Consider the following 19260-nt stretch of genomic DNA (forward strand, 5'->3'; position numbering starts at 1 on the left):
CCATGAACAAGAGGATCTTGCTGATTGCGACCGGCGACACGCATGCGCTTTTCGATTTGAGCGGCGCCTGCGTATTAGAGACAATCGACGCGGAGATCGTTGCCGCCATCGAACCGGGTGCCGCTAAGAAGCTGGGCGATCGGTCCGGCGTCAGCGTCCTGCCCACACACTTCGGAGACCTGAGCCGTAACGAGCCGCTGCTGGATCAGCTCCACGCGGTCCACGAGGCAGCACCGTTCGACGGCGTCGTCACGATCGATGAACGCTGCGTGGAATTGGCCGCGTCGGTACGTTCCAAGCTCGGAATTCCGGGCGTCCAGCCGGAGCTGGCATTAAGGTTTCGCGACAAGGTCGAGATGAAGCGGATCGTGCAGGCGGCCGGTCTGCGCGTCCCGCACTACACCGGCGGCGAGAGCCAGGCAGATGCGCTTGCGCTCCTGCGCCAGCACGGACGCCTGGTCGTCAAGCCGCGCAGCGGCTACGGATCCCGGGGGGTGCATTTCGTCAGCAATCCCGACGAACTCGCGGCAGCGTGGACGCAGGCGCAGGTCGAGGGCGACTTCGAAGCCGAGGAATACATCGACGGCGTGCTTTACCACACCAACTCGATCGTGCTGGACGGCGAAGTGCTCTTCACCGCTGTAGCGCCCTACATCCCCGGCATGGGCAATATCGACTACGCGCGCGGCACCCCCTTCGTGACGGCCAGCCTGACCGAAGGTGTGCTGCTGGACCGCCTGCGCGAGTTCTCGCGGCAGGTCATCGAGGCGCTCGGCATCGAGCGCGCGGTCACGCATATGGAAGTCTTTGTGACACCCGGCGAAGAGATCGTCTTCTGTGAAGTGGCAATACGGCCGGGCGGCGGAGGCATCGTCCAGATGATCGAAGCCCAGTACGGCATCCATATCGCGCGCGCAGCCATCCAACTGGAATGCGGGGCGGACAAGACCCGGTTGCTGGCCGGACTGCACTCCCGACCCGGCGTGATGGGCCTCGTGGGCATGCGAAGCATTGCCACCGGCTTTGTCAGACAGGTTCCCAGTGCCGCGGAGTTCGTGCAGGACTGGATTCGACAGAAGCTGATCAACGTACAGACGGGCCAGTTTCTCGCACCGAGCGCGCACTGCACCGATTTCACGGGGCGCTTTGTCATCGAATGCGACGACCACGCGGACTTCGCGCGCAAGACGGAGAGCCTGCAACAACAGTTTGACGCAGCGCTCATGGTGGCGCCGCTGTGAACCATTGCCATCAACGGAGAACGCCATGAGCCTGATCCCACTTCACAACTGCGAGCACCACGTGCACGGCTGCGACTCGAACCTCTCGAACAGCGAGTTCTCGCGCTGCAACCTGGACCGCGCTCGATTCAACGACGTCAAGATGTCGGCCTGCAGCTTCACGGCGGTGCGCATGGACGAACTTGCCATGAGCGAAGCGACTGTCGAAGGGAGCGTTTTCGAGAACGTGAACTTCAGCAAGGTTCAGTTCAAGGGCTGCCAGTTCGAAGGAAGTTCCATCAACGGAATCCCCGTCGATAAGTTGCTGGCGAACTATGAATCGAGCCGGAATGCCTAAGAACGGCTAACAAAACTGCATCAATGTGCGCAAGCAAATGACGCAGCAAGCCAGAGACAAGAAGGCGAGATGAGTCGATGTGGCGCTCGAAGCACACACGCAGCCTGCCGCAGGCGACCAGTCAGGCATGGGCGCGTTCAACGACCTAGCGACGACGGCCCAGTCGGTCGTTGCGCTCGATGCCCTTGCGTGCGATCCGGTCCTTGATGCCGAGCAGACTGAGATGCGCATGACAGCGCGCGAAGTCATAGCACTTGTCTGCATGCAGTTTGTTGGGGAGAGGACGGGGTCTGCCGCGCAGCCCCGCAACGGTCGGCAAGGCATCCATCATTTGCTCGAAGACCACCGAGTCATGCAGGTTGGCCCCGGTGACGCAGAACATCAGCGGGATTCCTTGGCGGTCCGTGGCGAGGTGGCGCTCGCTGCCGGGCTTGCCGCGGTCTGTCGAGCTGGGGCCGGTGTACGAGCACGCCGGGGGTTGAACACGATGGCTCCGTCCAGACTGACGCTGCTCAGGTCAAGTTGGCCTGCGCCTCGAAATTGCTCCAGCAAGACCATGTGCAGGCGATGCCATATGCTGCCGGTCTGCCAGTCCCAAAGCCGGCGCCAGCAAGTCATGCCGCTACCAAGGCCCAGTTCCTGGGGCAGGTCTTCCTGAGGGATACCGGTGCGAAGCACGAACAGGATGCCATTGAGCGGAAGCTCATCGTCCAACCGAGGAGGTCCGCTTTTGTGTAACGGCTTGACCTTCGGCGGCAATGGCTTGACCTTCTGCCACAGCGCGGCGCTGATTTCTCTACTTCTTCTCTCGCATCGGCCAACGCACGATGGCAGTTTGCAATGATAGGGTTTTGTCGGCCGCTCTAAGCTCTCCGGAGCCGTACGCGTCCGGTCGGCTCGCCCGGACGACCATCTTCGACTCCGCGACGCGGTAGATGCACGGGCCGCAGTACGCGCCGGGCCGGACTTGATGCAGATCCGGCCATTCACGCGCGATCAGAAGCTATGCCGAATGCCCAGTTGGGTACCCTTCAATGTGGCACCCAACGGCGGTATCACGAAGGATGGATTCAAGGGCAGGCCCATCCACTGGCTGTTGGTCTGGCGCGCAATCGCTGCATACAGTGCCGTGCGCCGGCTAAAGTTGTACCAGTAGCCCAGTGCCCAGCGCCTGCTCCTTTCGTCGCCCTGACTCAAGCTCGCGAAGCTCAGGCGCAGCTCCGCAGCACCCACCGGCCAGGTGCCGCCTAGCACGTAGGAACGCGTGTCGTCAGCGACACCATCCTCGCGCCCCTGATAGACGATGGTCATCAGACGCGGTCCGCCGAACTTGAGGTCCGCCGCGAGCAGGTACTCGCGCCTATCGTTGTTGCCGACGACGCCCTTCGTCAGGGTGTAGGCAGCCTTCACGTCAAAGGCGGGCTGCTTGTACAGCGCACTGAAGCCGAGCTGCTTGGAGGCAACCTGCCCCTCGCCAGCGGCGACCATAGCCTCGCCGACGAAGCCCTCATGCTTCGGGCTGATGTACTTGACGGAGTTGTTGGCTCGACTCTCGTAGGGCAGAAACATCCATGCCACGCCCAGTCCCGCGTAGTTGAATGCATCGAAATACCAGGTGTCGTCGTCCATCGGGAGGTAGTTCCGCCCCAGATGCACCGCCCCCCATGGCCCCGAAATCCCTACAGTGGCCTGGCGCCCCCAGGCGGTGCCACCTTCGGTGATGTGACCTCGATCCAAGGCGAAGCCTTGCTCCAGGCTGACGAGCGCGCGCCAGCCCTGCCCCAGATTTTCGGTAGCGCGAAAGCCCAGCCGTGATCCATCGCTGGAGAGCAGTCGGTAGTGCCGGGTCGGGCCCGTCCGCAACGATACAGACACTTGCTCGATCGAGGCATCCAGGCGACCGTAGACGGTGACTTGGGTTTGCGCATGAGCCATCGAGATGCCAGTCGTCATCAGCATGGCGATGAACAGTCTTAGCGTTTTTCGGAGACGTTTCATGGAATCTGGATTTGATGATGGAAGCGGAGCCGCGAGCCGGACGAGCCTAGCGAGCGCCGGCCTGCGCGCTATGCAGGCCCAATCTCGCTGGCAACCAGCTCGGCGTAGGCGCGGCGAAAATAGAGGGTCGGGGAATGACGCCCGTCGACAACGGCGTGCTGCACATTGACGATGAACACGCTGTGCGTGCCGACCTCGTGGACTTGAGCGACGGCCCCCTGGATCGACATCAGCGCCTGCGCCAGACATGGCGCCCCTGATGCACCGGTCTGCCATGCGGGATCGGAGAACCGCTCCTCGATCGACCTGTCAGTGCGGCTCGAAAAGCTCTGCGCGATCCGGTGTTGTGCACTGTTCAGCAGATTGATTGCAACGACACCGTTGGCCTTAATGATTGCAGTGCTTCTGCTGCTGCGATTGATACAGACCAGCACGGTCGGAGGATCATCGGTCACGGAGCAGACCGACGAAGCGGTGATCCCGCATCGCCCTGCGCGCCCATCGCTGGTCACCACGCTTACCGCAGAGGGAAGCTGGGCCATGGCCTCCCGGAATTCCGAAGCGGTGATCAATTCGTCAATCGGATTCATGGCGACTCAGTAGTGCATCCGGCCGCTGACGCGCACGTTGCCCCCGTGGACCCCGAATCTGGCGGCCTTGAACTCGGGCGGAGCGTTATAGGCCACGACGTTGTTGCTGTAGGCCAGGCCTTGAATGGGGATGCCTTGGTCGTTGAACTGCAGCGCGCCCTGGTCATCCTCATCATGGAATGCCTGCATGGCCCAGTTGCCGTTAGGCACCTTCTCAAAGGTCGCGTGAACCACACCCGCCCGCGCCTCGATCTTTGCCACGCGCAAGCACGGCTTCAAAAATTGCTCGGCGGTGCACAACTCGACCACGAGGTGGCCTTTTGCAGAACGCACGTGGCTGATCTCCACCTCGACCTTGAAGGATTCGTCCTCGGCAGCTCCGACGCTGGTTCCCAGCGCCAGGAGCAGCAGCATGGACAGCCGCCGAACTGGAAGCTCGTAATGCATGAAGATCTCCTGATTGATCCCTGCGGCATGGGCTATGGAATCGCCTGTACATCGTTGCGCCAGTCTATTCATCCGACCTGGCCAAACGTACTCTAAAAAATGTGAGGTGAATCGACCTTGACTCTCCGCAGACTCGCTCGGAGCGACTCGCCCCGGCGGCCGACCGCAGTCGGCCGCCATTGATGGCGCATCGATGGCGATATGCAACAGGCGGACATGCCCGCCTTGCGGCCCGGCGCCGAGCGCCGAGAACATCGGGGGCCTTCGTCATCGACTGGCACGAGCCCTGCCCCGACTTCCCCGCGATGCGCACCAACCGCAAGCTCCTCTGGTGGACCGCGACCTTCGCCGGCCTCGCGCTGGCTGCGCTGCTGCGCTTCGGTCCGGGCCATGCCCCGGCGATCGCACTCGGCGCATTTGCGGTCAATGTGCTGCTGAGCCATGAGCAAGGCGCCGGCGCTGATCGGGGCCGGCGCGATGCTGCAGGCGCTCTTCGGCGCCTGGGCCGTCAAGCGCGGGGTCGGCCAGCCGCTGCTGCTGTCGGAACCACGCGATCTCGCGCGCTTTCTTGCGCTCGGCGCCGGGTTCGCCTGCGTCATCAGTCCTACGGTCGGCAGCCTCGTGCTCTATCTGAGCGATGCCGTCGATGCCGCGCGCGTTGCCGCGAACTGATCCTACTGGTGGGTCGGCGACACCATGAGCATACTGATCGCCGCGCCGATCACGCTCACACTGATCGGCCGGCCGCGCAAGGCCTGGGCGCCGCGCCGCCTAAGCGTCGGGTTGCCGATGCTGCTGACGACCTTCGTGATCGTGCTCGGCATCGTTGCAGTGACCGAATGGGACCGCCAGCGCGGGCAACAACTTCGAGCGCGACGCCGACAATGCCGCCCATCGCGTGGAGACGCTGCTGCGCGAGCCGCTGATGGCGCTCGAGGCGAGCTGCGGCCTGCTGGTCGTGTCGCCACAGCTCGATCGCGCCGCGTTCGAGCGCGCGGTCGCAGCCTACCTGCGCACCGACAGCCCGCTGCTCGCGCTCGGCATCGCGCAGCGTGTCGATCGCGCGCTTGCCAGCCTTCGAGGTGGCCGCGCGTGGCGACGGCCTGACCGGGTTCGCGGTGCGCGACCGCCAGCGCCCCGGCGAACGGCGTCCGCCGGTCGATGAGGAGATGCTTGCGATCCGGCTCGTCGAACCGCTGCCGCGCAATGCGGCTGCCCTAGGCATCAATCTGCGCTCGAGCAGGCGATCGCCAGCGGCCGGGCGGCCGCCGCAGCGGCCTTGCAGCTCTCGCAGGATGCCAAGCCGGTGCGCACCATCGATTTCAGCAAGGAAGAGCTGGTGCTGCTCAAGCCGCTGTGCCTGATCACCGCCAAGCCGGCGATGTTTGTGGCCAATGTGGCCGAGGACGGTTTTGACAACAACCCCTTCCTGGACCGCCTGAAGGAATACGCGGCCGCGCAGAACGGCCCGGTGGTGGCGATCTGCGCCAAGACCGAGGCCGAGCTGTCGGAGATGAGCGACGAGGACCGTGCGATGTTCCTGGCCGAGATGGGCCAGGAAGAGCCGGGCCTGAACCGCCTGATACGCGCCGGTTTCAGCCTGCTGGGCCTGCAGACCTATTTCACGGCCGGCGTCAAGGAAGTGCGCGCCTGGACCATCCACAAGGGCGACACCGGCCCGCAGGCCGCCGGCGTGATCCACACCGACTTCGAACGCGGCTATATCCGCGCCCAGACGATTGCCTTCGAGGACTTCATCCAGTTCAAGGGCGAGCAGGGTGCGAAGGACGCCGGCAAGATGCGGGCCGAGGGCAAGGAGTACGTCGTCAAGGATGGCGATGTGCTGAACTTCCTGTTCAACGTCTAAACCAAAGAAGCGGCATTGCGGCCACACCGGCCGCAAGCTCTGGGCTAGGATGGGGCGAATGCCGCGCCCTCATCGTCTGCTCACCAGCTGGCCCGTGCAGGCCCTGGCTTTGGCCCTGGCCTATGCGCTGCTGGGCCTGCTGACGGTCAAGCTGGCCATCCCTCCGAACTACGCTTCGCCGCTCTACCCCGGTGCCGGACTGGCGCTCGCTGCGGTGCTGTGCCTGGGCCGCAAGGTCGCGCCGGGAATCTGGCTGGGCTCCTTCGGCGTCAATCTGTGGCTGGGCCAGGACATCGGCCTGAACTCCCTGCTGGTGCCGGCCGTGGCCGGGGCCGGCGCGACGCTGCAAGCCCTCGCGGGGGCCTGGCTGGTCGGGCGCTGGGTCAGCCAGCCGCTGACGCTGTCGGAGCCGCGCGACCTGGCGCGCTTTTATCTGCTCGGCGCCGGCCTGGCCTGCGTGGTCAGCGCCAGCTGCGGCACTGCCGCCCTGCTGCTGGTCGGCGCCATCGCCCCTGCCGATCTGGGCGCCAACTGGGCGTCCTGGTGGCTGGGCGACACGGTGGGTGTGCTGATCGGCGCGCCCGTGGCCCTGACCCTGCTGGCGCAGCCGCGCAGCGCCTGGGCGCCGCGCCGGCTCAGCGTCGGCCTGCCGCTGTTGATCGCGACCCTGCTGATGGCCCTGGCCACGCTGAAGGTCAGCGAATGGGACGCCCACCGCGAGCGCAGCAATTTCGAACGCGAGGCCGCCGCCGCCGCCAGCGCGCTGGAGACCGCGCTGCGCGAGCCGCTGGGCGCGCTGGAGGCCATGCACGGGCTGCTGCTGGTGGCGCCGCAGATCAGCCGCGCCGATTTCGAGCGCGGCAGCGCCGCCTACCTGCTGCCCGGCGGCAATCTGTTGGCCCTGGGCTGGGCCGCCGAGCTGGCACGCGCCGATGTCGCGGCCTTCGACCTGCAGGCCCGGGCCGACGGCCTGCCCGACTACCACGCCAAGGATCGCCAGCGGCCGGGCGACTTCAGGCCCGCGGCCGACGAGCCGATGCTGGCGATCCGGCTGATCGAGCCGCTGGCGCGCAACGCACCGGCCCTGGGTGTCAACATCCGTTCGATCCCAGCCTCGCGCCTGGCCTTGCAGCGCGCCCAGCGCACCGCCCTGCCCTCGGCCACCGCCGGCTTTCAGCTCTCGCAGGACAGCGGCGTCTCGATCGGGGTGGTGGTCTACCAGTCTCTGTACTGGGGCCAGCCCAGCACCGAGGCGCTGCGCCGGCTGACACACCGCGGCGTGGTGTTCGCCACCATCCGACCCGATCTGCTGGTGCAGACCGTCTCGACCACGATGCCGGCCCATCTGCGGATCTGCCTGGTCGACACCGATCCGGCCGCCCCGCACCGGCGCCTGGCCGGCCCGGCCGGCTGCGAAACCCTGCCCGGCGCGGCGCTGCACACGCTGCGTCCGGTCAGCTTCGCCGGCCGCAACTGGGACATCGTGATCTACGCGCCGCAGGGCGGGCCGCGCGAGTCCGGCCGCAGCAGCTGGGCCTTCGCGATGGTGGGCCTGCTGTGCACCGCCCTGCTGGGAGCGTTGCTGCTGACCGTGACCGGCCGGGCGCGCCGCATTGCCGACCTGGTGCAGGAGCGCACGGCCGAGCTGCAGCATGAGGTCGGCGAGCGCGAACGTGCCTCGCGCGCGCTGATCGAGAGCGAACGGCGCTTCCGCAATATCTTCGACAACGTGCCGATCGGCATCATCTTTGCCGACCTCGACGGCATGCCGCAGGAAGCCAACCCGCACATCTGCCGCATGCTGGGCTATACGGCCGAGGAGCTGCTCAGCCGGCGCAGCCTGGCCATCACCCATCCGGACGACCGCAGCGAAGACGTGCGCCTGGCCCGCCTGCTGCTGGCCGGCAAGATCGGCATGTACCGGCGCGAGAAGCGCTATCTGGCCAAGGACGGCCGCATCGTCCATGGCCGCGCGCTGGTCAGCCTGCTGCGCGACGCCAAGGGCGAGCCCTATCGGCTGGTCGGCGTGGTCGAGGACATCACCGACCAGCTGAAGATGCGTGAGCTCGAGCATGCCCGCGCGTTGGCCGAGGCGGCCAACCGGGCCAAAAACGAGTTCCTGTCACGCATGAGCCATGAGCTGCGCACGCCGCTGAACGCGATGCTGGGCTTCACCCAGCTGCTGGAGATGGACCGCACGCAACCGCTGTCGGAGCGCCAGCGCGGCTGGGCTGCCCAGGTCCAGCAGGCCGGCTGGCATCTGCTGGAGATGATCAATGACACGCTGGACCTGTCGCGCATCGAGTCGGGCTCGATGAAGCTGGATTTGCAGCGCCAGAACCTGGCCGAGCTGCTCGACGATGCGCTGGCACTGATCGAGAAGCCGGCCGGCCAGCGCGGCATTGCCATTCACAAGGCGCTGGATCCGCAGGCGCTGCACGCGCTGGGCGACGCGACCCGGATCCGCCAGGTGCTGACCAATCTGCTCAGCAATGCCGTCAAGTACAACATCGAGGGCGGCAGCATCACCATCGGCACGCAGCGGGTCGATGCGCTGAGCGTCGAGCTCAGCGTCAGCGACACCGGCCTGGGGCTCAGCCCGGCCCAGCTGGCCGCGCTGTTCCAGCCCTTCAATCGCCTGGGCCGCGAGCACAGCGGCACCGAGGGCACGGGCATCGGCCTGGTGATCTGCAAACGTCTGGCCGAGCTGATGGGCGGCGCCCTGACGGTCAGCAGCGTCGAGGGCCGGGGCTCGCGCTTCGCGCTGCGCCTGCCGGCCGCGACCGAGGCCGGCCCGGAGATCGGCGCCAGCGCGGCGCCGGTCGCCGAACCCGCGTATGCCGCGCCCCGGCGGGTGGTCTATATCGAGGACAACGCCACCAATGTCGAGGTGATGCGCGGCATCCTGGCGCAGCGCCGACAGATCCGGCTGGAGGTTCATGCCGATGGCCGCAGCGGCCTAGCCGCCGTGCTGGCCGATCCGCCCGATCTGCTGCTGCTGGACATGCAACTGCCCGACACCACCGGCCTGGCCCTGCTGCAGGCCTTGCGCGCCGCGCCGCAATGCGCGGCGCTGCCAGTGGTGGCGGTGTCGGCCAATGCCCTGCCCGACCATATCGAGCGCACCCGCGCCGCCGGGGCCCAGCACTACCTGACCAAGCCGGTCGAGGTGCGCGAGTTGCTGGATCTGCTGGACGAGTTGCTGGGCGGCATCGGGCCGCAGGCAAAATAAGAACCTCCCGCCAACCGTATTCAAGGTCCCGCCGCTCATGAGTTCCAACGCACTGGCCCCTGCCCCGTCCACCGCCCTGCTCGCCGCCGACTCCCGCTCCGCACGCGCCAGCGGCCAGTACCTGAGCTTTCGCATCAGCGCCGAGGAATACGGCATCGACATCCTGAAGGTCCAGGAAATCCGCTCCTACGAGGCCCCGACCCGGGTCGCCAACGCACCGGCCTTCGTCAAAGGCGTGGTCAATCTGCGCGGCGTGATCGTCCCCATCGTCGATCTGCGCCTGCGCCTGGGTCAGGCGGCCGAGTACAGCAGCTTCACGGTCGTGATCGTGCTGAATGTCTGTAACCGGGTGGTCGGCATCGTCGTCGACTCGGTCTCCGATGTGCTGGAACTGAAGGCCGACGAGATCATGGCCGCTCCCGAGGTCGGCTCGGCCATCGATACCCGCTTCGTCACCGGCCTGGGCAAGGTGGCCGAACGCATGCTGATACTGCTGGACATCGAAGGCATGGTTGGCAGCCCGGATTTCGGCCTGATCGACTGAGGCCAAGCTCCACATGTTAGTACCCGCTTACGCGGGGATTGTTCATGAATATGAACTGCAGCATTGACCCCAGCGGTTTAGCACTCTTTTGTGGGGAGTGCTAATATTGGCCCCGTTGGAGCCATGGGCTCCGTTTGGCTGAGGACATTCAATGACCACACCTACCGCACTGGCTGTTCGTGACCCCTGGGCTCTGCTGCCCTCGCTGGGCAATCTGGATGCCTACATCACGGCCGTGAACCGCCTGCCGATGCTGACCCCGGAGGAGGAGCTGTCCTTCTCGCGTCGCCTGCGCGAGCACGGCGATCTGGAGTCCGCCGGCCGCCTGGTGCTGTCGCATCTGCGTCTGGTCGTGTCGATCTCGCGCCAATACGTCGGCTATGGCCTGCCGCAAGGCGACCTGATCCAGGAAGGCAATGTCGGCCTGATGAAGGCGGTCAAGCGCTACGACCCCGAGCAGGGCGTGCGCCTGGTCAGCTATGCCATGCACTGGATCAAGGCCGAGATCCACGAGTACATCCTGAAGAATTGGCGCATGGTCAAGGTCGCGACGACCAAGGCCCAGCGCAAGCTGTTCTTCAATCTGCGCTCGATGAAGCACAGCCTGAAGGAAGACGCGGCCGAGGGCCAGACGCACCGCAATACGCTGACCGAGGCTGAGCTTGAGCATGTTGCGCGCGAGCTCAACGTCAAGCGCGAGGAAGTGCTGGAGATGGAGACGCGCCTGTCGGGCGGCGATGTGGCCCTGGAGCCGCAGACCGACGACGACGGTGAGAGCTTTGCGCCGATCGCCTATCTGGCCGACGACAGCCAGGAGCCGACCCGGGTGCTGGAAGCCCAGGCGCGCGACGACCTGGCAGGCAATGGCATCAGCCGCGCGCTGGCAGTGCTAGATGACCGCAGCCGCCGCATCGTCGAGGAGCGCTGGCTCAAGGTCAACGACGACAGCTCGGGCGGCATGACCCTGCACGAGCTGGCGGCCGAGTACGGCGTGTCGGCCGAGCGCATCCGCCAGATTGAGGTGGCGGCGATGAAGAAGATGCGCAAGGCGCTGGCCGAGCCCGCATAAGCGACTTAACCGCCCTATCAAAAGGCCCCTGCTCGCAGGGGCTTTCTTCATTCAGGCCTTCTCGGCCAGCAGCAGCTTCAGGTCATCGGTCAGCGCCTGGGCACCGGAACCATAGCGCGAGAACACCCGCACCCGGCCCTGAGCATCGAACAGAAAGCTCGCTGCGGTGTGGTCCATCGTGTAGGAGCCTTCGGTCTTGCCGGGTACCTTGGCGAAATAGATCTTGAATTCCTTGGCCACCGCCTTGGTCTGCTCCTCGCTGCCACGCAGCGCGACAAAGCTCGGGTCGAAGCTGGCAAGATAGGCTTTCAGCAGCGCTGCGGTATCGCGCTCCGGATCGACCGTGACAAAGATGCCCTGCACCCGGTCGCCGTCCGGGCCCAGCGCCTTCTTGACCTGGGCCAGCTCGGCCATCGTGGTCGGGCAGACATCGGGGCACTGCGTGAAGCCGAAGAACACCACCAGCACCTTGCCCTTGAAATCGCCCAGCGTGCGGGGCTGGCCGTCCTGGTCGCTCAGATTGAGCTGGCGGGCATATTCGGCACCGGTCAGGTCCACGCCCTTGAAGGCCGGCTTGGCGGTGTTGCCGAAGCCGAGCTGGTCGCAGCCGGCCAGCAGCAGGGATGAGGAGACGGCGGCGAGACCGAGCAGGAGGTGGCGTTTGTTCATGACAGCAGGGGCATCAGGTAATGGTCCAGCAGGAGCGCTGCGAACAGCAGCGACAAATGCCAGATCGAGAAGCGGAAGGTGGCACGCGCCAGCTCGTCCGAGTAGTGGCGCCAGAGTTTCCAAGCATAGCCACAGAATCCCAGGCCCAGCACGACGGCCGCCACCAGATAGATCCAGCCGCTCATGCCGGTCAGAAAGGGCAGCAGGGTCGCGGCCAGCAGGATCCAGGTGTAGAGCACCACCTGCAGCTTGGTGTAGTCGGCGCCATGGGTGACCGGCAGCATCGGCAGGCCGGCTTTCGCATAGTCCTCGGCGCGGTACAGGGCCAAGGCCCAGAAATGCGGCGGGGTCCACAGAAAGATGATCAGGCACAGCATCAGCGCCTCGGGACCGACCTCGCCGCGCAGCGCCGCCCAGCCCAGCACCGGCGGCATCGCGCCCGAGGCGCCGCCGATCACAATGTTCTGCGGCGTCGCCGGCTTCAGGATCACCGTGTAGATCACCGCGTAGCCGACAAAGGTCGCGAAGGTCAGCCACATCGTCAGCGGGTTGACCCAGAACCACAGGATGGCCGAGCCCAGCGCGCACAGCACGGCCGAGAACGTCAGCGTCTGCGCCCGGCTCAGCTGTCCCTTGGCGGTGGCGCGCCAGGCGGTGCGCTTCATCTTGGCGTCGATCTGCTCCTCGATCAGGCAGTTGAAGGCGGCCGCCGCGCCGGCCACCAGCCAGATGCCGGCGGTGGCCGCCAGCATCACGCCCCATTGGGCGCTGCTGGGCATGCCGGGCACGGCCAGGGCCATGCCGATGACGGCGCAGAACACGATCAGCTGCACGACGCGGGGCTTGGTCAGCTGATAGAACTGCTGGAAGCGCGAGGCCGGCAGCGCGGTAGAGGAGGCTTGGGTCATGGCGAGGGTCGGGCCGCCTGAGACAGGCGTGCCAGCATAAAACTCAGCAGTGTCAACAAGGCGGCCGCGCCGCCGGTATGGGCCAGGGCCGCGACGATGGGCCAGTCCAGCACCACATTCGACAGCCCGCTGATCAGCTGCCAGACGGCAACCAGGAGCAGGCGGCGCGACCAGCGGCGTGCATCGGCGGAACCACCATGCCACAAGCGCCAGGCCAGCAGGCCCAGCACCACGAAGACGATCAGCGCACCAATGCGATGAACCATGTGGATGGCAGTCAGGGCAGCAAAGGGCAGCCAGGCGCCATCAGCCCCGACACCGAGCTCGCGCCACAGCGTGAAGCCCTGCCCGAAGTCCATCGCCGGCCACCACTGGCCGGCATGGCATTGTGGGAAGGCGTCGCAAGCCAGCACCGCGTAATTGGTGCTGACCCAGCCGCCCAGCGCCACCTGGGCGATGGACAGTGCCAGCAGCAGCCAGGCCGCGCGCCGCAGGCCGGCGCTCAGCAGCAGCGGCTTGTGCTGATAGCCCTGGGCCTGCCAGGCCAGCAGCATCAGCAAGCCCATGCCGCCCAGCAGATGCAGGGTCACGATCGCCGGGAACAGCTTCATCGTCACGGTCAGCGCGCCGAACGCGCCCTGCATGCAGACCCAGACCAGGGTCAGAGTGGCCCACCAGGGCGAGACCTGCAAGTTCTTGGCTCGCCAGCTCATGATGCACAGCACCAGGATCAGGAAGCCGACGCCGCTGGCCAGATAGCGGTGGATCATCTCGACCCAGGCCTTGCCGTGCGTGACCGGGCCGGTCGGCATCGCGGTCTGCGCCGCATGGATCTCGTCCTTGGCGCCCAGGGGGCTGGCGCTGCCATAGCAGCCCGGCCAATCGGGGCAGCCCAGGCCCGAATCGCTCAGGCGCGTGAAGGCGCCGAAGATGACCAGGTCAAAGGTCAGGAACAGGGTCAGCAGGGTCAGCGCACGCAGGCGCTGCTGCGGCGTCGCGCCCTTGGAGCGCAGCGCCAGCCACAGCAGCGGGCCCGCGCCCAGCAGGGCACCGGCCAGCAGCAGCTGCCATAGCGGCGACAGATCGATAAGCTCGGTCCCCATCAGCGCCCCGGCTTGTCCCAGCTTGCGTTGGCCTTCAGCACGCGGTTCAGATCGTTCTTGAGCTTGCCGGGCACGGGATCGACCGGCGATCGCAGCATCCAGCGACCCATCGGGTCGATCAGATAGAAGTGATCCTGCAAGACCTGACCCTGGGCCGGCTCGAGCCAGGCCTGCAGCTGCTCGCGCGGCGCGCGCAGCACGGTCACCGGCACGCCGGCCGCCAGGGCCTGCTGCAGCTCGGGGCGCAGCGGCGCGCCATCGGGAATCAGCAGCAGCTTGTCGACCTTGTCGCGCTCCTTGCCCAGCATCTCGCGCAGCTGGCGCTGCATATAGAGGCGGTCCTCGCAGGCCTTGGCGCAGTTCGAGTCCTGCACCAGGGTCAGCAGCCACTGCCCCTTCAGCGACTCGGCCGCCACCGGCCGCCCCGCCAGATCGCGCAGCGCCAGCGCGGCCGGCAGTTCCACCGTCGGCTCGATCAGATCGCCGTAGGGCTTGCCACTGAGCTTGAGCACATAGAAGCTGAAGTAGGACGCGATCACCGGCGCCGCGCAGGCCAGCACCACCAGCAGCATGCTCAGCCGGCCGGCGCGGGTGCGCTGCTGGGCGGCCATCGCGCCCGGGTCGGGCAGGCTGTGCACGCTCATCGACAGGGGCTCGCTGTCAGGGCGAGCGGAGGCGGGGGCGGACGAGTTGGAACCAGACATAAAGACCCAGGAACAGCGCAGCGAGCGCAAACCATTGAAAGGCGTAACCGTAGTGCTTTTGCAGGCCGGCCTGCGGCACCGGCCAGTCGCGCAGCAGGCCGTCATCGGCCGCATCGACCTGCTGGATGACCGTCAGCGGCAGCAGCGGCCGGCCGATCTCCTGCGCATAGGCAGCGGAGCTCAGATTTTGCCGGATCGCGCCGCTGGCCGGCGCCGGCAGCTCAAAGGCCCTCGATGGCGATGCCGCCAGGCGCCCGCTCACCTCGACCGGATCGGCGCTGCTGCGCAACGCCGGCACCTGCGCGAGCTGCCGCTCGTCGCGCGCCACCCAGCCGCGCTGCACCAGCACGGCCTCGGCCCGGTTCTCCAGCTGCAAGGGCGTCAGCACATAAAAGCCGACCCGGCCATTCATGGGCCGGTTGTCGAGGAATACCGTCCGGTCGGCCAGCCAGCGCCCGCGCAGCAACACCCGGCGATGCAGCTGGCCCTCGGCCTGAGCCGGCGCAACGGCCAGCTCGGCCGCGCCCAGCGGCGGCAGCGCACCGCGCTGATCGAGCGCGGCTTGCAAGGCGCGTTTCTGCGCCGCCCGGTCCAGCTGCCAGAAACCCAGGCGCGCGGCCAGGCCCACGGCCAGCATGGCGGCCAGCAGCACGACCCAGCGGCGGCCGGCCGCCGTCATGGCCTCCCCCCGCTGGACAGCCCGGTGGAATAATCAGCAGCCATGAAAACCGTTTTTCTGCTCGCCTTCATCGGCATCCTCGGCGCGCTGGCCGCTGCCGGCCTCTTCATGCTGCGCAATAGCGGAGGCAAACCGCGCGGGATGGCACGCGCGCTGGCCGTGCGGGTCGGCGTGTCGGTGGCGCTGTTCCTGTTCATTCTGCTGAGCTACTACATGGGCTGGATTCAACCGACCGGGGTGCCGCTGGCGCGCTGACGAACACGCCAGCAAGCAATGAAAAAGCGCCGCTGCTAGCGGCGCTTTCATTTCAGCGCGAGGCCGCGCCCATCATCACATCCAGTAGACGACGACGTACAGGCCCAGCCACACGACGTCGACAAAGTGCCAGTACCAGGCCGCGCCCTCGAAACCGAAATGGCGGTCCTTGGTGAAGTGGCCCTTGTGCAGGCGCAGCGTGATGAACAGCAGCATCAGCATGCCCACGAACACATGGAAGCCGTGGAATCCGGTCAGCATGAAGAAGGTCGAGCCGAACACGCCGGAGCTGAGCTTGAGGTTCAGGTCGCGGTAGGCATGCATGTACTCGTAGCCCTGCACGAACAGGAAGACGATGCCCAGCAGCACGGTGGCCCACATGAAGGCGATGGTCTTGCCGCGCTTGCCGTCCAGCATCGCGTGGTGGGCGATCGTCAGCGTCACGCCCGAGGTCAGCAGCAAGGCGGTGTTGATGGTCGGCAGCGGCCAGGGGCCCATGGTCTGGAAGGGCTCGACGATGCCGGCCGGCGAGGCCGTCATGCCTGCCGCGACGCTGGGCCACAGGGCCTTGAAGTCAGGCCACAGCAGCGCATTCTCCAGGCTGCCCAGGCTGGGCACCGACTGGATGCGGGCCCAGTACAGCGCGCCGAAGAAGGCGGCGAAGAACATCACTTCGGAGAAGATGAACCAGCCCATGCTCCAGCGGAAGGAGACATCGATGCGGTCGCTGTAGAGGCCGCTCTCGCTCTCGCGGATCGCGTCGCCGAACCACTGCGTCAGCACCACGGCCCACCACAGCAGGCCGAAGCCCAGCGAGTAGGCACCCCAGTCATGCCCGTTGATCCACTGGCCCGCGCCCAGGATCACGAAGAACAAGCCGATGGCTGCCATGACCGGATGCCGCGAGGGGCCGGGCACAAAGTAGTAGGGGGTCTTCCCCGCCGTGGTCGCTGCCGACATATTTTTCTCCTCGAACTTAATCTCTGTTCAGTTCCGCTGACTCTCAGGCGCCGGCCACACCGCTGCCGATCACCCAGTTGACCAGCAGCACCAGCACCAGCACAAATAGCAGGGCCCCGATCACCCCGGCGATGATCACATGCACCGGATTGAGCTTGGCCACATCTTTCTCATAGTCGGCGCCGCGCCGCACACCGAAGAAGGCCCAGGCAATCGCCTTGACCGTCTGCAGGAACGAGGCCGGCCGCGCCGCCGCTTCTTTCAGATCCTGACCGGCTTTCACAGCTTGGCCTCCGGCTGCACCAGCGCCTGCTGCTGCCCCTTGCCCGCCACCTCGAAGAAGGTGTAGGACAGCGTGATGGTCTTGACGTCCTTGGGCAGCTTGGGATCGATCACGAAGGCCACCGGCCATGCCTTCTTCTCGCCTGGCTGCAGCGTGTACTCGTTGAAGCAGAAGCACTCCAGCTTGTTGAAGTGGGCCGTGGCCTGCTTCGGGGCATAGCTGGGAATCGCCTGCGCCGACATCGCGCGCGACTGGATGTTCTGGAACTCGTACATCACCGTGGTCAGCTCGCCCGGATGCACCTCCAGATGCCTGACGGCCGGCTTGAAGTCCCAGGGGCCGCGCGCATTGGCGTCGAACTCGATGGTGATCTTGCGGCTGTAGTCGATCTGGCTGTTCTTGACATCCTCGGCACGCAGCGCGTGCTGACGCTCCGAGAGCGACAGCACATTGATGCCCAGCGCGGTGCAGATGGCGTTGTAGACCGGCACCAGCGCGTAGCCGAAGCCGAACATCAGCGCCACCACCAGGCTCAGCTTGCCGACCAGCTGCAGATTGTCTCTGCGCAGCGCGGCGGCGAGCATGTCGAGGCGGCTTTTCATGGCGATCTCAGGCGCCCAGCATCAGGATCTTGGCCGTGAAGCCGATGGCGAACATCGCCGCCACCGAGGCCAGAATCAGGGCCAGGCGCAGATTCTTCCTGCGTTGCTCAGGCGAGTTCATCGGTCAGTCCTCAGCCAATCACCTTGGTGGCGCTGGCATTGAGCTTGGGCGGCTCCTCGAAGGTGTGGAACGGGGCCGGCGACGGCACTTCCCACTCCAGGCCTTCGGCGGCTTCCCAGGGCTTTTGCGGCGCCTTCTCACCCTTGCCGCGCATCATCGGCAGGACCACGAACAGGAAGAAGTAGACCTGCATGAAGCCGAAGCCGAAGGCACCGACCGAGGCAATCGCGTTGAAGTCGGCGTACTGCATCGAGTAGTCGGCATAGCGACGCGGCATGCCGGCCAGACCCAGGAAGTGCATCGGGAAGAAGGTGATATTGAAGGTGATCAGCGAGCCCCAGAAGTGGATCTTGCCGCGGGTCTCCGAATACATCACACCGGTCCACTTCGGACCCCAGTAATAGACGCCGGCGAACATCGAGAACAGCGAGCCGGCCACCAGCACGTAGTGGAAGTGCGCGACGACGTAGTAGGTGTCCTGCACCTGGATGTCGATCGGCGCCATCGCCAGGATCAGGCCGGTGAAGCCGCCCATCGTGAACACGAAGATGAAGCCCACGGCCCACAGCATCGGGGTCTCGAAGGTCATCGAACCGCGCCACATCGTGGCCAGCCAGTTGAAGATCTTCACGCCGGTGGGCACCGCGATCAGCATGGTCGCGTACATGAAGAAGAGCTGGCCCGTCACCGGCATGCCGGTGGCAAACATCTGGTGGGCCCAGACGATGAAGGACAGGATCGCGATCGAGGCGGTCGCGTACACCATCGAGGCGTAGCCGAACAGGCGCTTGCGGGCGAAGGCCGGCACGATCTGGCTGACGATGCCGAAGGCCGGCAAGATCATGATGTAGACCTCGGGGTGACCGAAGAACCAGAAGATGTGCTGGTACATGATCGGGTCGCCGCCGCCGGCCGGATTGAAGAAGCTGGTGCCGAAGTGGCGGTCGGTCAGCGTCATCGTGATCGCGCCGGCCAGCACGGGCATCACCGCGATCAGCAGGTAGGCGGTGATCAGCCAGGTCCAGGCGAACATCGGCATCTTCATCAAGGTCATGCCGGGCGCGCGCATGTTCAGGATGGTGACGATGATGTTGATCGAGCCCATGATGGACGAGGCGCCGAGGATGTGCATCGCGAAGATGCCGGCATCCATCGACGGGCCCATCTGCAGCGTCAGCGGCGCATACAGCGTCCAGCCGGCGGCGGGCGCGCCGCCGGGCATGAAGAAGCTGGCGACCAGCATGATCGCGGCCGGAATCATCAGCCAGAAGCTGAAGTTGTTCATGCGCGCGAAGGCCATGTCCGACGCGCCGATCTGCAGCGGGATCATCCAGTTCGCGAAGCCGACGAAGGCCGGCATGATGGCGCCGAACACCATGATCAGGCCGTGCATCGTGGTGAACTGGTTGAACAGCTCGGGGTTCACGAACTGCAGGCCGGGCTGGAACAGCTCGGCACGGATGGCCAGGGCCAGCAGGCCGCCGATCATCAGCATCGTGAACGAGAACAGCAGGTACAGGGTCCCGATGTCCTTGTGGTTGGTGGCAAACACCCAGCGCCGCCAGCCCGTCGGGGCATGGTGGTCGTGATGGTCATGAACGTCGTGACCGTGATGGTCGAGCACTGCACTCATCTTGCTTTCCTTTTTTCG

At 65.9% G+C, this 19260-nt stretch carries 23 protein-coding genes and 2 pseudogenes; 10 read left to right on the forward strand and 15 right to left on the reverse strand.

The features are described from left to right. Positions 1-2: 2 nt before the first annotated feature. Entirely contained in the window at positions 3-1241 is a 1239-nt protein-coding gene (locus PO768_RS06825; RefSeq protein ID WP_272645463.1) for an ATP-grasp domain-containing protein, read from the forward strand. A gap of 25 nt (positions 1242-1266) precedes the next feature. Next, positions 1267-1578: a pentapeptide repeat-containing protein gene (locus tag PO768_RS06830; RefSeq protein ID WP_272645464.1), complete on the forward strand. Its 312-nt coding sequence runs from the start codon at positions 1267-1269 to the stop codon at positions 1576-1578. Positions 1579-1584: 6 nt separating this feature from the next. Here the strand turns inward: PO768_RS06830 and PO768_RS06835 are convergent. The 4 genes and pseudogenes from PO768_RS06835 to PO768_RS06850 form a co-directional block, all read right to left on the reverse strand. Then, positions 1585-2412 (reverse strand): annotated as a pseudogene (locus PO768_RS06835) (IS5 family transposase). 162 nt (positions 2413-2574) lie between these two features. Next, positions 2575-3576: a porin gene (locus PO768_RS06840; protein WP_272645465.1), complete on the reverse strand. Its 1002-nt coding sequence runs from the start codon at positions 3574-3576 to the stop codon at positions 2575-2577. A gap of 68 nt (positions 3577-3644) precedes the next feature. Continuing rightward, positions 3645-4166 carry a flavin reductase gene (locus PO768_RS06845; protein WP_272645466.1) on the reverse strand — a complete coding sequence of 174 codons (522 nt, stop codon included), beginning with the start codon at positions 4164-4166 and terminating at the stop codon, positions 3645-3647. Between the two features lie 6 nt (positions 4167-4172). Continuing rightward, positions 4173-4613, reverse strand: a complete 441-nt coding sequence (locus PO768_RS06850; protein WP_272645467.1) for a DUF2141 domain-containing protein — start codon at positions 4611-4613, stop codon at positions 4173-4175. Between the two features lie 441 nt (positions 4614-5054). Between PO768_RS06850 and PO768_RS06855 the strand changes: the two genes are divergently transcribed. Further along, entirely contained in the window at positions 5055-5285 is a 231-nt protein-coding gene (locus PO768_RS06855; protein WP_272645468.1) for an MASE1 domain-containing protein, read from the forward strand. Between the two features lie 2 nt (positions 5286-5287). On the opposite strand, the gene PO768_RS06860 is transcribed toward PO768_RS06855, so the two are convergent. Continuing rightward, positions 5288-5437 (reverse strand): hypothetical protein, encoded by a 150-nt coding sequence (locus PO768_RS06860; protein ID WP_272645469.1) that lies wholly within the window; start codon positions 5435-5437, stop codon positions 5288-5290. Between the two features lie 74 nt (positions 5438-5511). On the opposite strand from PO768_RS06860, the gene PO768_RS06865 reads away from it, so the two are divergent. From PO768_RS06865 to rpoH, 6 genes and pseudogenes are all read left to right on the forward strand, one after another. Continuing rightward, the gene (locus PO768_RS06865) at positions 5512-5778 is read left to right on the forward strand and encodes a hypothetical protein (RefSeq protein WP_272645470.1); all 267 of its coding nucleotides are present in this window, start codon (positions 5512-5514) and stop codon (positions 5776-5778) included. Beyond that, positions 5696-5977, forward strand: coding sequence for a hypothetical protein (locus PO768_RS29265; RefSeq protein WP_442953193.1), 282 nt, complete (start codon positions 5696-5698; stop codon positions 5975-5977). Before PO768_RS06865 ends, PO768_RS29265 begins: the two co-directional genes overlap by 83 nt. Continuing rightward, positions 5938-6480 (forward strand): annotated as a pseudogene (locus tag PO768_RS06870) (DUF933 domain-containing protein); the annotation flags it as partial. The gene PO768_RS29265 and the pseudogene PO768_RS06870, both read left to right, overlap by 40 nt. 58 nt (positions 6481-6538) lie before the next feature. Next, entirely contained in the window at positions 6539-9712 is a 3174-nt protein-coding gene (locus PO768_RS06875; protein WP_272645471.1) for a CHASE domain-containing protein, read from the forward strand. Between the two features lie 37 nt (positions 9713-9749). Then, the gene (locus tag PO768_RS06880; RefSeq protein ID WP_137943112.1) at positions 9750-10256 is read left to right on the forward strand and encodes a chemotaxis protein CheW; all 507 of its coding nucleotides are present in this window, start codon (positions 9750-9752) and stop codon (positions 10254-10256) included. Between the two features lie 151 nt (positions 10257-10407). Next, on the forward strand, positions 10408-11325 hold the full coding sequence (gene rpoH / locus PO768_RS06885) for an RNA polymerase sigma factor RpoH (protein ID WP_137943113.1): 918 nt from the start codon (positions 10408-10410) through the stop codon (positions 11323-11325). Positions 11326-11376: 51 nt separating this feature from the next. On the opposite strand, the gene PO768_RS06890 is transcribed toward rpoH, so the two are convergent. The 5 genes from PO768_RS06890 to PO768_RS06910 are packed head-to-tail and all read right to left on the reverse strand — an operon-like array spanning position 11377 to position 15388. Continuing rightward, the gene (locus PO768_RS06890; protein WP_272645472.1) at positions 11377-11994 is read right to left on the reverse strand and encodes an SCO family protein; all 618 of its coding nucleotides are present in this window, start codon (positions 11992-11994) and stop codon (positions 11377-11379) included. Further along, entirely contained in the window at positions 11991-12902 is a 912-nt protein-coding gene (gene cyoE, locus PO768_RS06895) for a heme o synthase (RefSeq protein WP_137943115.1), read from the reverse strand. Before cyoE ends, PO768_RS06890 begins: the two co-directional genes overlap by 4 nt. After that, positions 12899-14005: a COX15/CtaA family protein gene (locus PO768_RS06900; protein WP_272645473.1), complete on the reverse strand. Its 1107-nt coding sequence runs from the start codon at positions 14003-14005 to the stop codon at positions 12899-12901. Before PO768_RS06900 ends, cyoE begins: the two co-directional genes overlap by 4 nt. After that, a complete protein-coding gene (locus tag PO768_RS06905; protein ID WP_272645474.1) occupies positions 14005-14649 on the reverse strand; it encodes an SCO family protein in 645 nt (214 codons plus the stop codon). Before PO768_RS06905 ends, PO768_RS06900 begins: the two co-directional genes overlap by 1 nt. Positions 14650-14665: 16 nt before the next feature. After that, positions 14666-15388 carry an SURF1 family protein gene (locus tag PO768_RS06910; RefSeq protein ID WP_272645475.1) on the reverse strand — a complete coding sequence of 241 codons (723 nt, stop codon included), beginning with the start codon at positions 15386-15388 and terminating at the stop codon, positions 14666-14668. Between the two features lie 42 nt (positions 15389-15430). Here PO768_RS06910 and PO768_RS06915 point away from each other — a divergent pair, with 42 nt between their 5' ends. Further along, positions 15431-15643 (forward strand): DUF2909 domain-containing protein, encoded by a 213-nt coding sequence (locus tag PO768_RS06915; protein WP_272645476.1) that lies wholly within the window; start codon positions 15431-15433, stop codon positions 15641-15643. Positions 15644-15718: 75 nt separating this feature from the next. On the opposite strand, the gene PO768_RS06920 is transcribed toward PO768_RS06915, so the two are convergent. From PO768_RS06920 to ctaD, 5 genes are read right to left on the reverse strand one after another with little or no spacing between them, the layout of a single operon-like run. Further along, complete coding sequence (locus PO768_RS06920; protein ID WP_137943120.1) at positions 15719-16603, reverse strand: cytochrome c oxidase subunit 3; 885 nt, start codon at positions 16601-16603, stop codon at positions 15719-15721. A 43-nt stretch (positions 16604-16646) separates the two neighbouring features. Next, positions 16647-16886, reverse strand: coding sequence for a DUF2970 domain-containing protein (locus tag PO768_RS06925; protein WP_171018254.1), 240 nt, complete (start codon positions 16884-16886; stop codon positions 16647-16649). Beyond that, positions 16883-17488 carry a cytochrome c oxidase assembly protein gene (locus PO768_RS06930; protein WP_269837895.1) on the reverse strand — a complete coding sequence of 202 codons (606 nt, stop codon included), beginning with the start codon at positions 17486-17488 and terminating at the stop codon, positions 16883-16885. Before PO768_RS06930 ends, PO768_RS06925 begins: the two co-directional genes overlap by 4 nt. 7 nt (positions 17489-17495) lie before the next feature. Next, positions 17496-17609: a cytochrome oxidase small assembly protein gene (locus tag PO768_RS06935; RefSeq protein WP_262971178.1), complete on the reverse strand. Its 114-nt coding sequence runs from the start codon at positions 17607-17609 to the stop codon at positions 17496-17498. Between the two features lie 10 nt (positions 17610-17619). Continuing rightward, positions 17620-19242, reverse strand: coding sequence for a cytochrome c oxidase subunit I (gene ctaD, locus PO768_RS06940; protein WP_272645477.1), 1623 nt, complete (start codon positions 19240-19242; stop codon positions 17620-17622). Positions 19243-19260: the final 18 nt, after the last annotated feature.

Origin of the sequence: Paucibacter sp. XJ19-41 (assembly GCF_028462495.1) — a bacterium.
GTDB lineage: Bacteria > Pseudomonadota > Gammaproteobacteria > Burkholderiales > Burkholderiaceae_C > Roseateles_E.

Bases quoted from the DNA above. Each gene is read 5' to 3' on its own strand.
- PO768_RS06825 (WP_272645463.1), top strand. From the start codon at position 3: ATGAACAAGAGGATCTTGCTGATTGCGACCGGCGACACGCATGCGCTT.
- PO768_RS06830 (WP_272645464.1), top strand. From the start codon at position 1,267: ATGAGCCTGATCCCACTTCACAACTGCGAGCACCACGTGCACGGCTGC.
- PO768_RS06840 (WP_272645465.1), bottom strand. From the start codon at position 3,576: ATGAAACGTCTCCGAAAAACGCTAAGACTGTTCATCGCCATGCTGATG.
- PO768_RS06845 (WP_272645466.1), bottom strand. From the start codon at position 4,166: ATGAATCCGATTGACGAATTGATCACCGCTTCGGAATTCCGGGAGGCC.
- PO768_RS06850 (WP_272645467.1), bottom strand. From the start codon at position 4,613: ATGCATTACGAGCTTCCAGTTCGGCGGCTGTCCATGCTGCTGCTCCTG.
- PO768_RS06855 (WP_272645468.1), top strand. From the start codon at position 5,055: ATGAGCAAGGCGCCGGCGCTGATCGGGGCCGGCGCGATGCTGCAGGCG.
- PO768_RS06860 (WP_272645469.1), bottom strand. From the start codon at position 5,437: ATGCCGAGCACGATCACGAAGGTCGTCAGCAGCATCGGCAACCCGACG.
- PO768_RS06875 (WP_272645471.1), top strand. From the start codon at position 6,539: ATGCCGCGCCCTCATCGTCTGCTCACCAGCTGGCCCGTGCAGGCCCTG.
- PO768_RS06880 (WP_137943112.1), top strand. From the start codon at position 9,750: ATGAGTTCCAACGCACTGGCCCCTGCCCCGTCCACCGCCCTGCTCGCC.
- rpoH (WP_137943113.1), top strand. From the start codon at position 10,408: ATGACCACACCTACCGCACTGGCTGTTCGTGACCCCTGGGCTCTGCTG.
- PO768_RS06890 (WP_272645472.1), bottom strand. From the start codon at position 11,994: ATGAACAAACGCCACCTCCTGCTCGGTCTCGCCGCCGTCTCCTCATCC.
- cyoE (WP_137943115.1), bottom strand. From the start codon at position 12,902: ATGACCCAAGCCTCCTCTACCGCGCTGCCGGCCTCGCGCTTCCAGCAG.
- PO768_RS06900 (WP_272645473.1), bottom strand. From the start codon at position 14,005: ATGGGGACCGAGCTTATCGATCTGTCGCCGCTATGGCAGCTGCTGCTG.
- PO768_RS06905 (WP_272645474.1), bottom strand. From the start codon at position 14,649: ATGAGCGTGCACAGCCTGCCCGACCCGGGCGCGATGGCCGCCCAGCAG.
- PO768_RS06910 (WP_272645475.1), bottom strand. From the start codon at position 15,388: ATGACGGCGGCCGGCCGCCGCTGGGTCGTGCTGCTGGCCGCCATGCTG.
- PO768_RS06915 (WP_272645476.1), top strand. From the start codon at position 15,431: ATGAAAACCGTTTTTCTGCTCGCCTTCATCGGCATCCTCGGCGCGCTG.
- PO768_RS06920 (WP_137943120.1), bottom strand. From the start codon at position 16,603: ATGTCGGCAGCGACCACGGCGGGGAAGACCCCCTACTACTTTGTGCCC.
- PO768_RS06930 (WP_269837895.1), bottom strand. From the start codon at position 17,488: ATGAAAAGCCGCCTCGACATGCTCGCCGCCGCGCTGCGCAGAGACAAT.
- PO768_RS06935 (WP_262971178.1), bottom strand. From the start codon at position 17,609: ATGAACTCGCCTGAGCAACGCAGGAAGAATCTGCGCCTGGCCCTGATT.
- ctaD (WP_272645477.1), bottom strand. From the start codon at position 19,242: ATGAGTGCAGTGCTCGACCATCACGGTCACGACGTTCATGACCATCAC.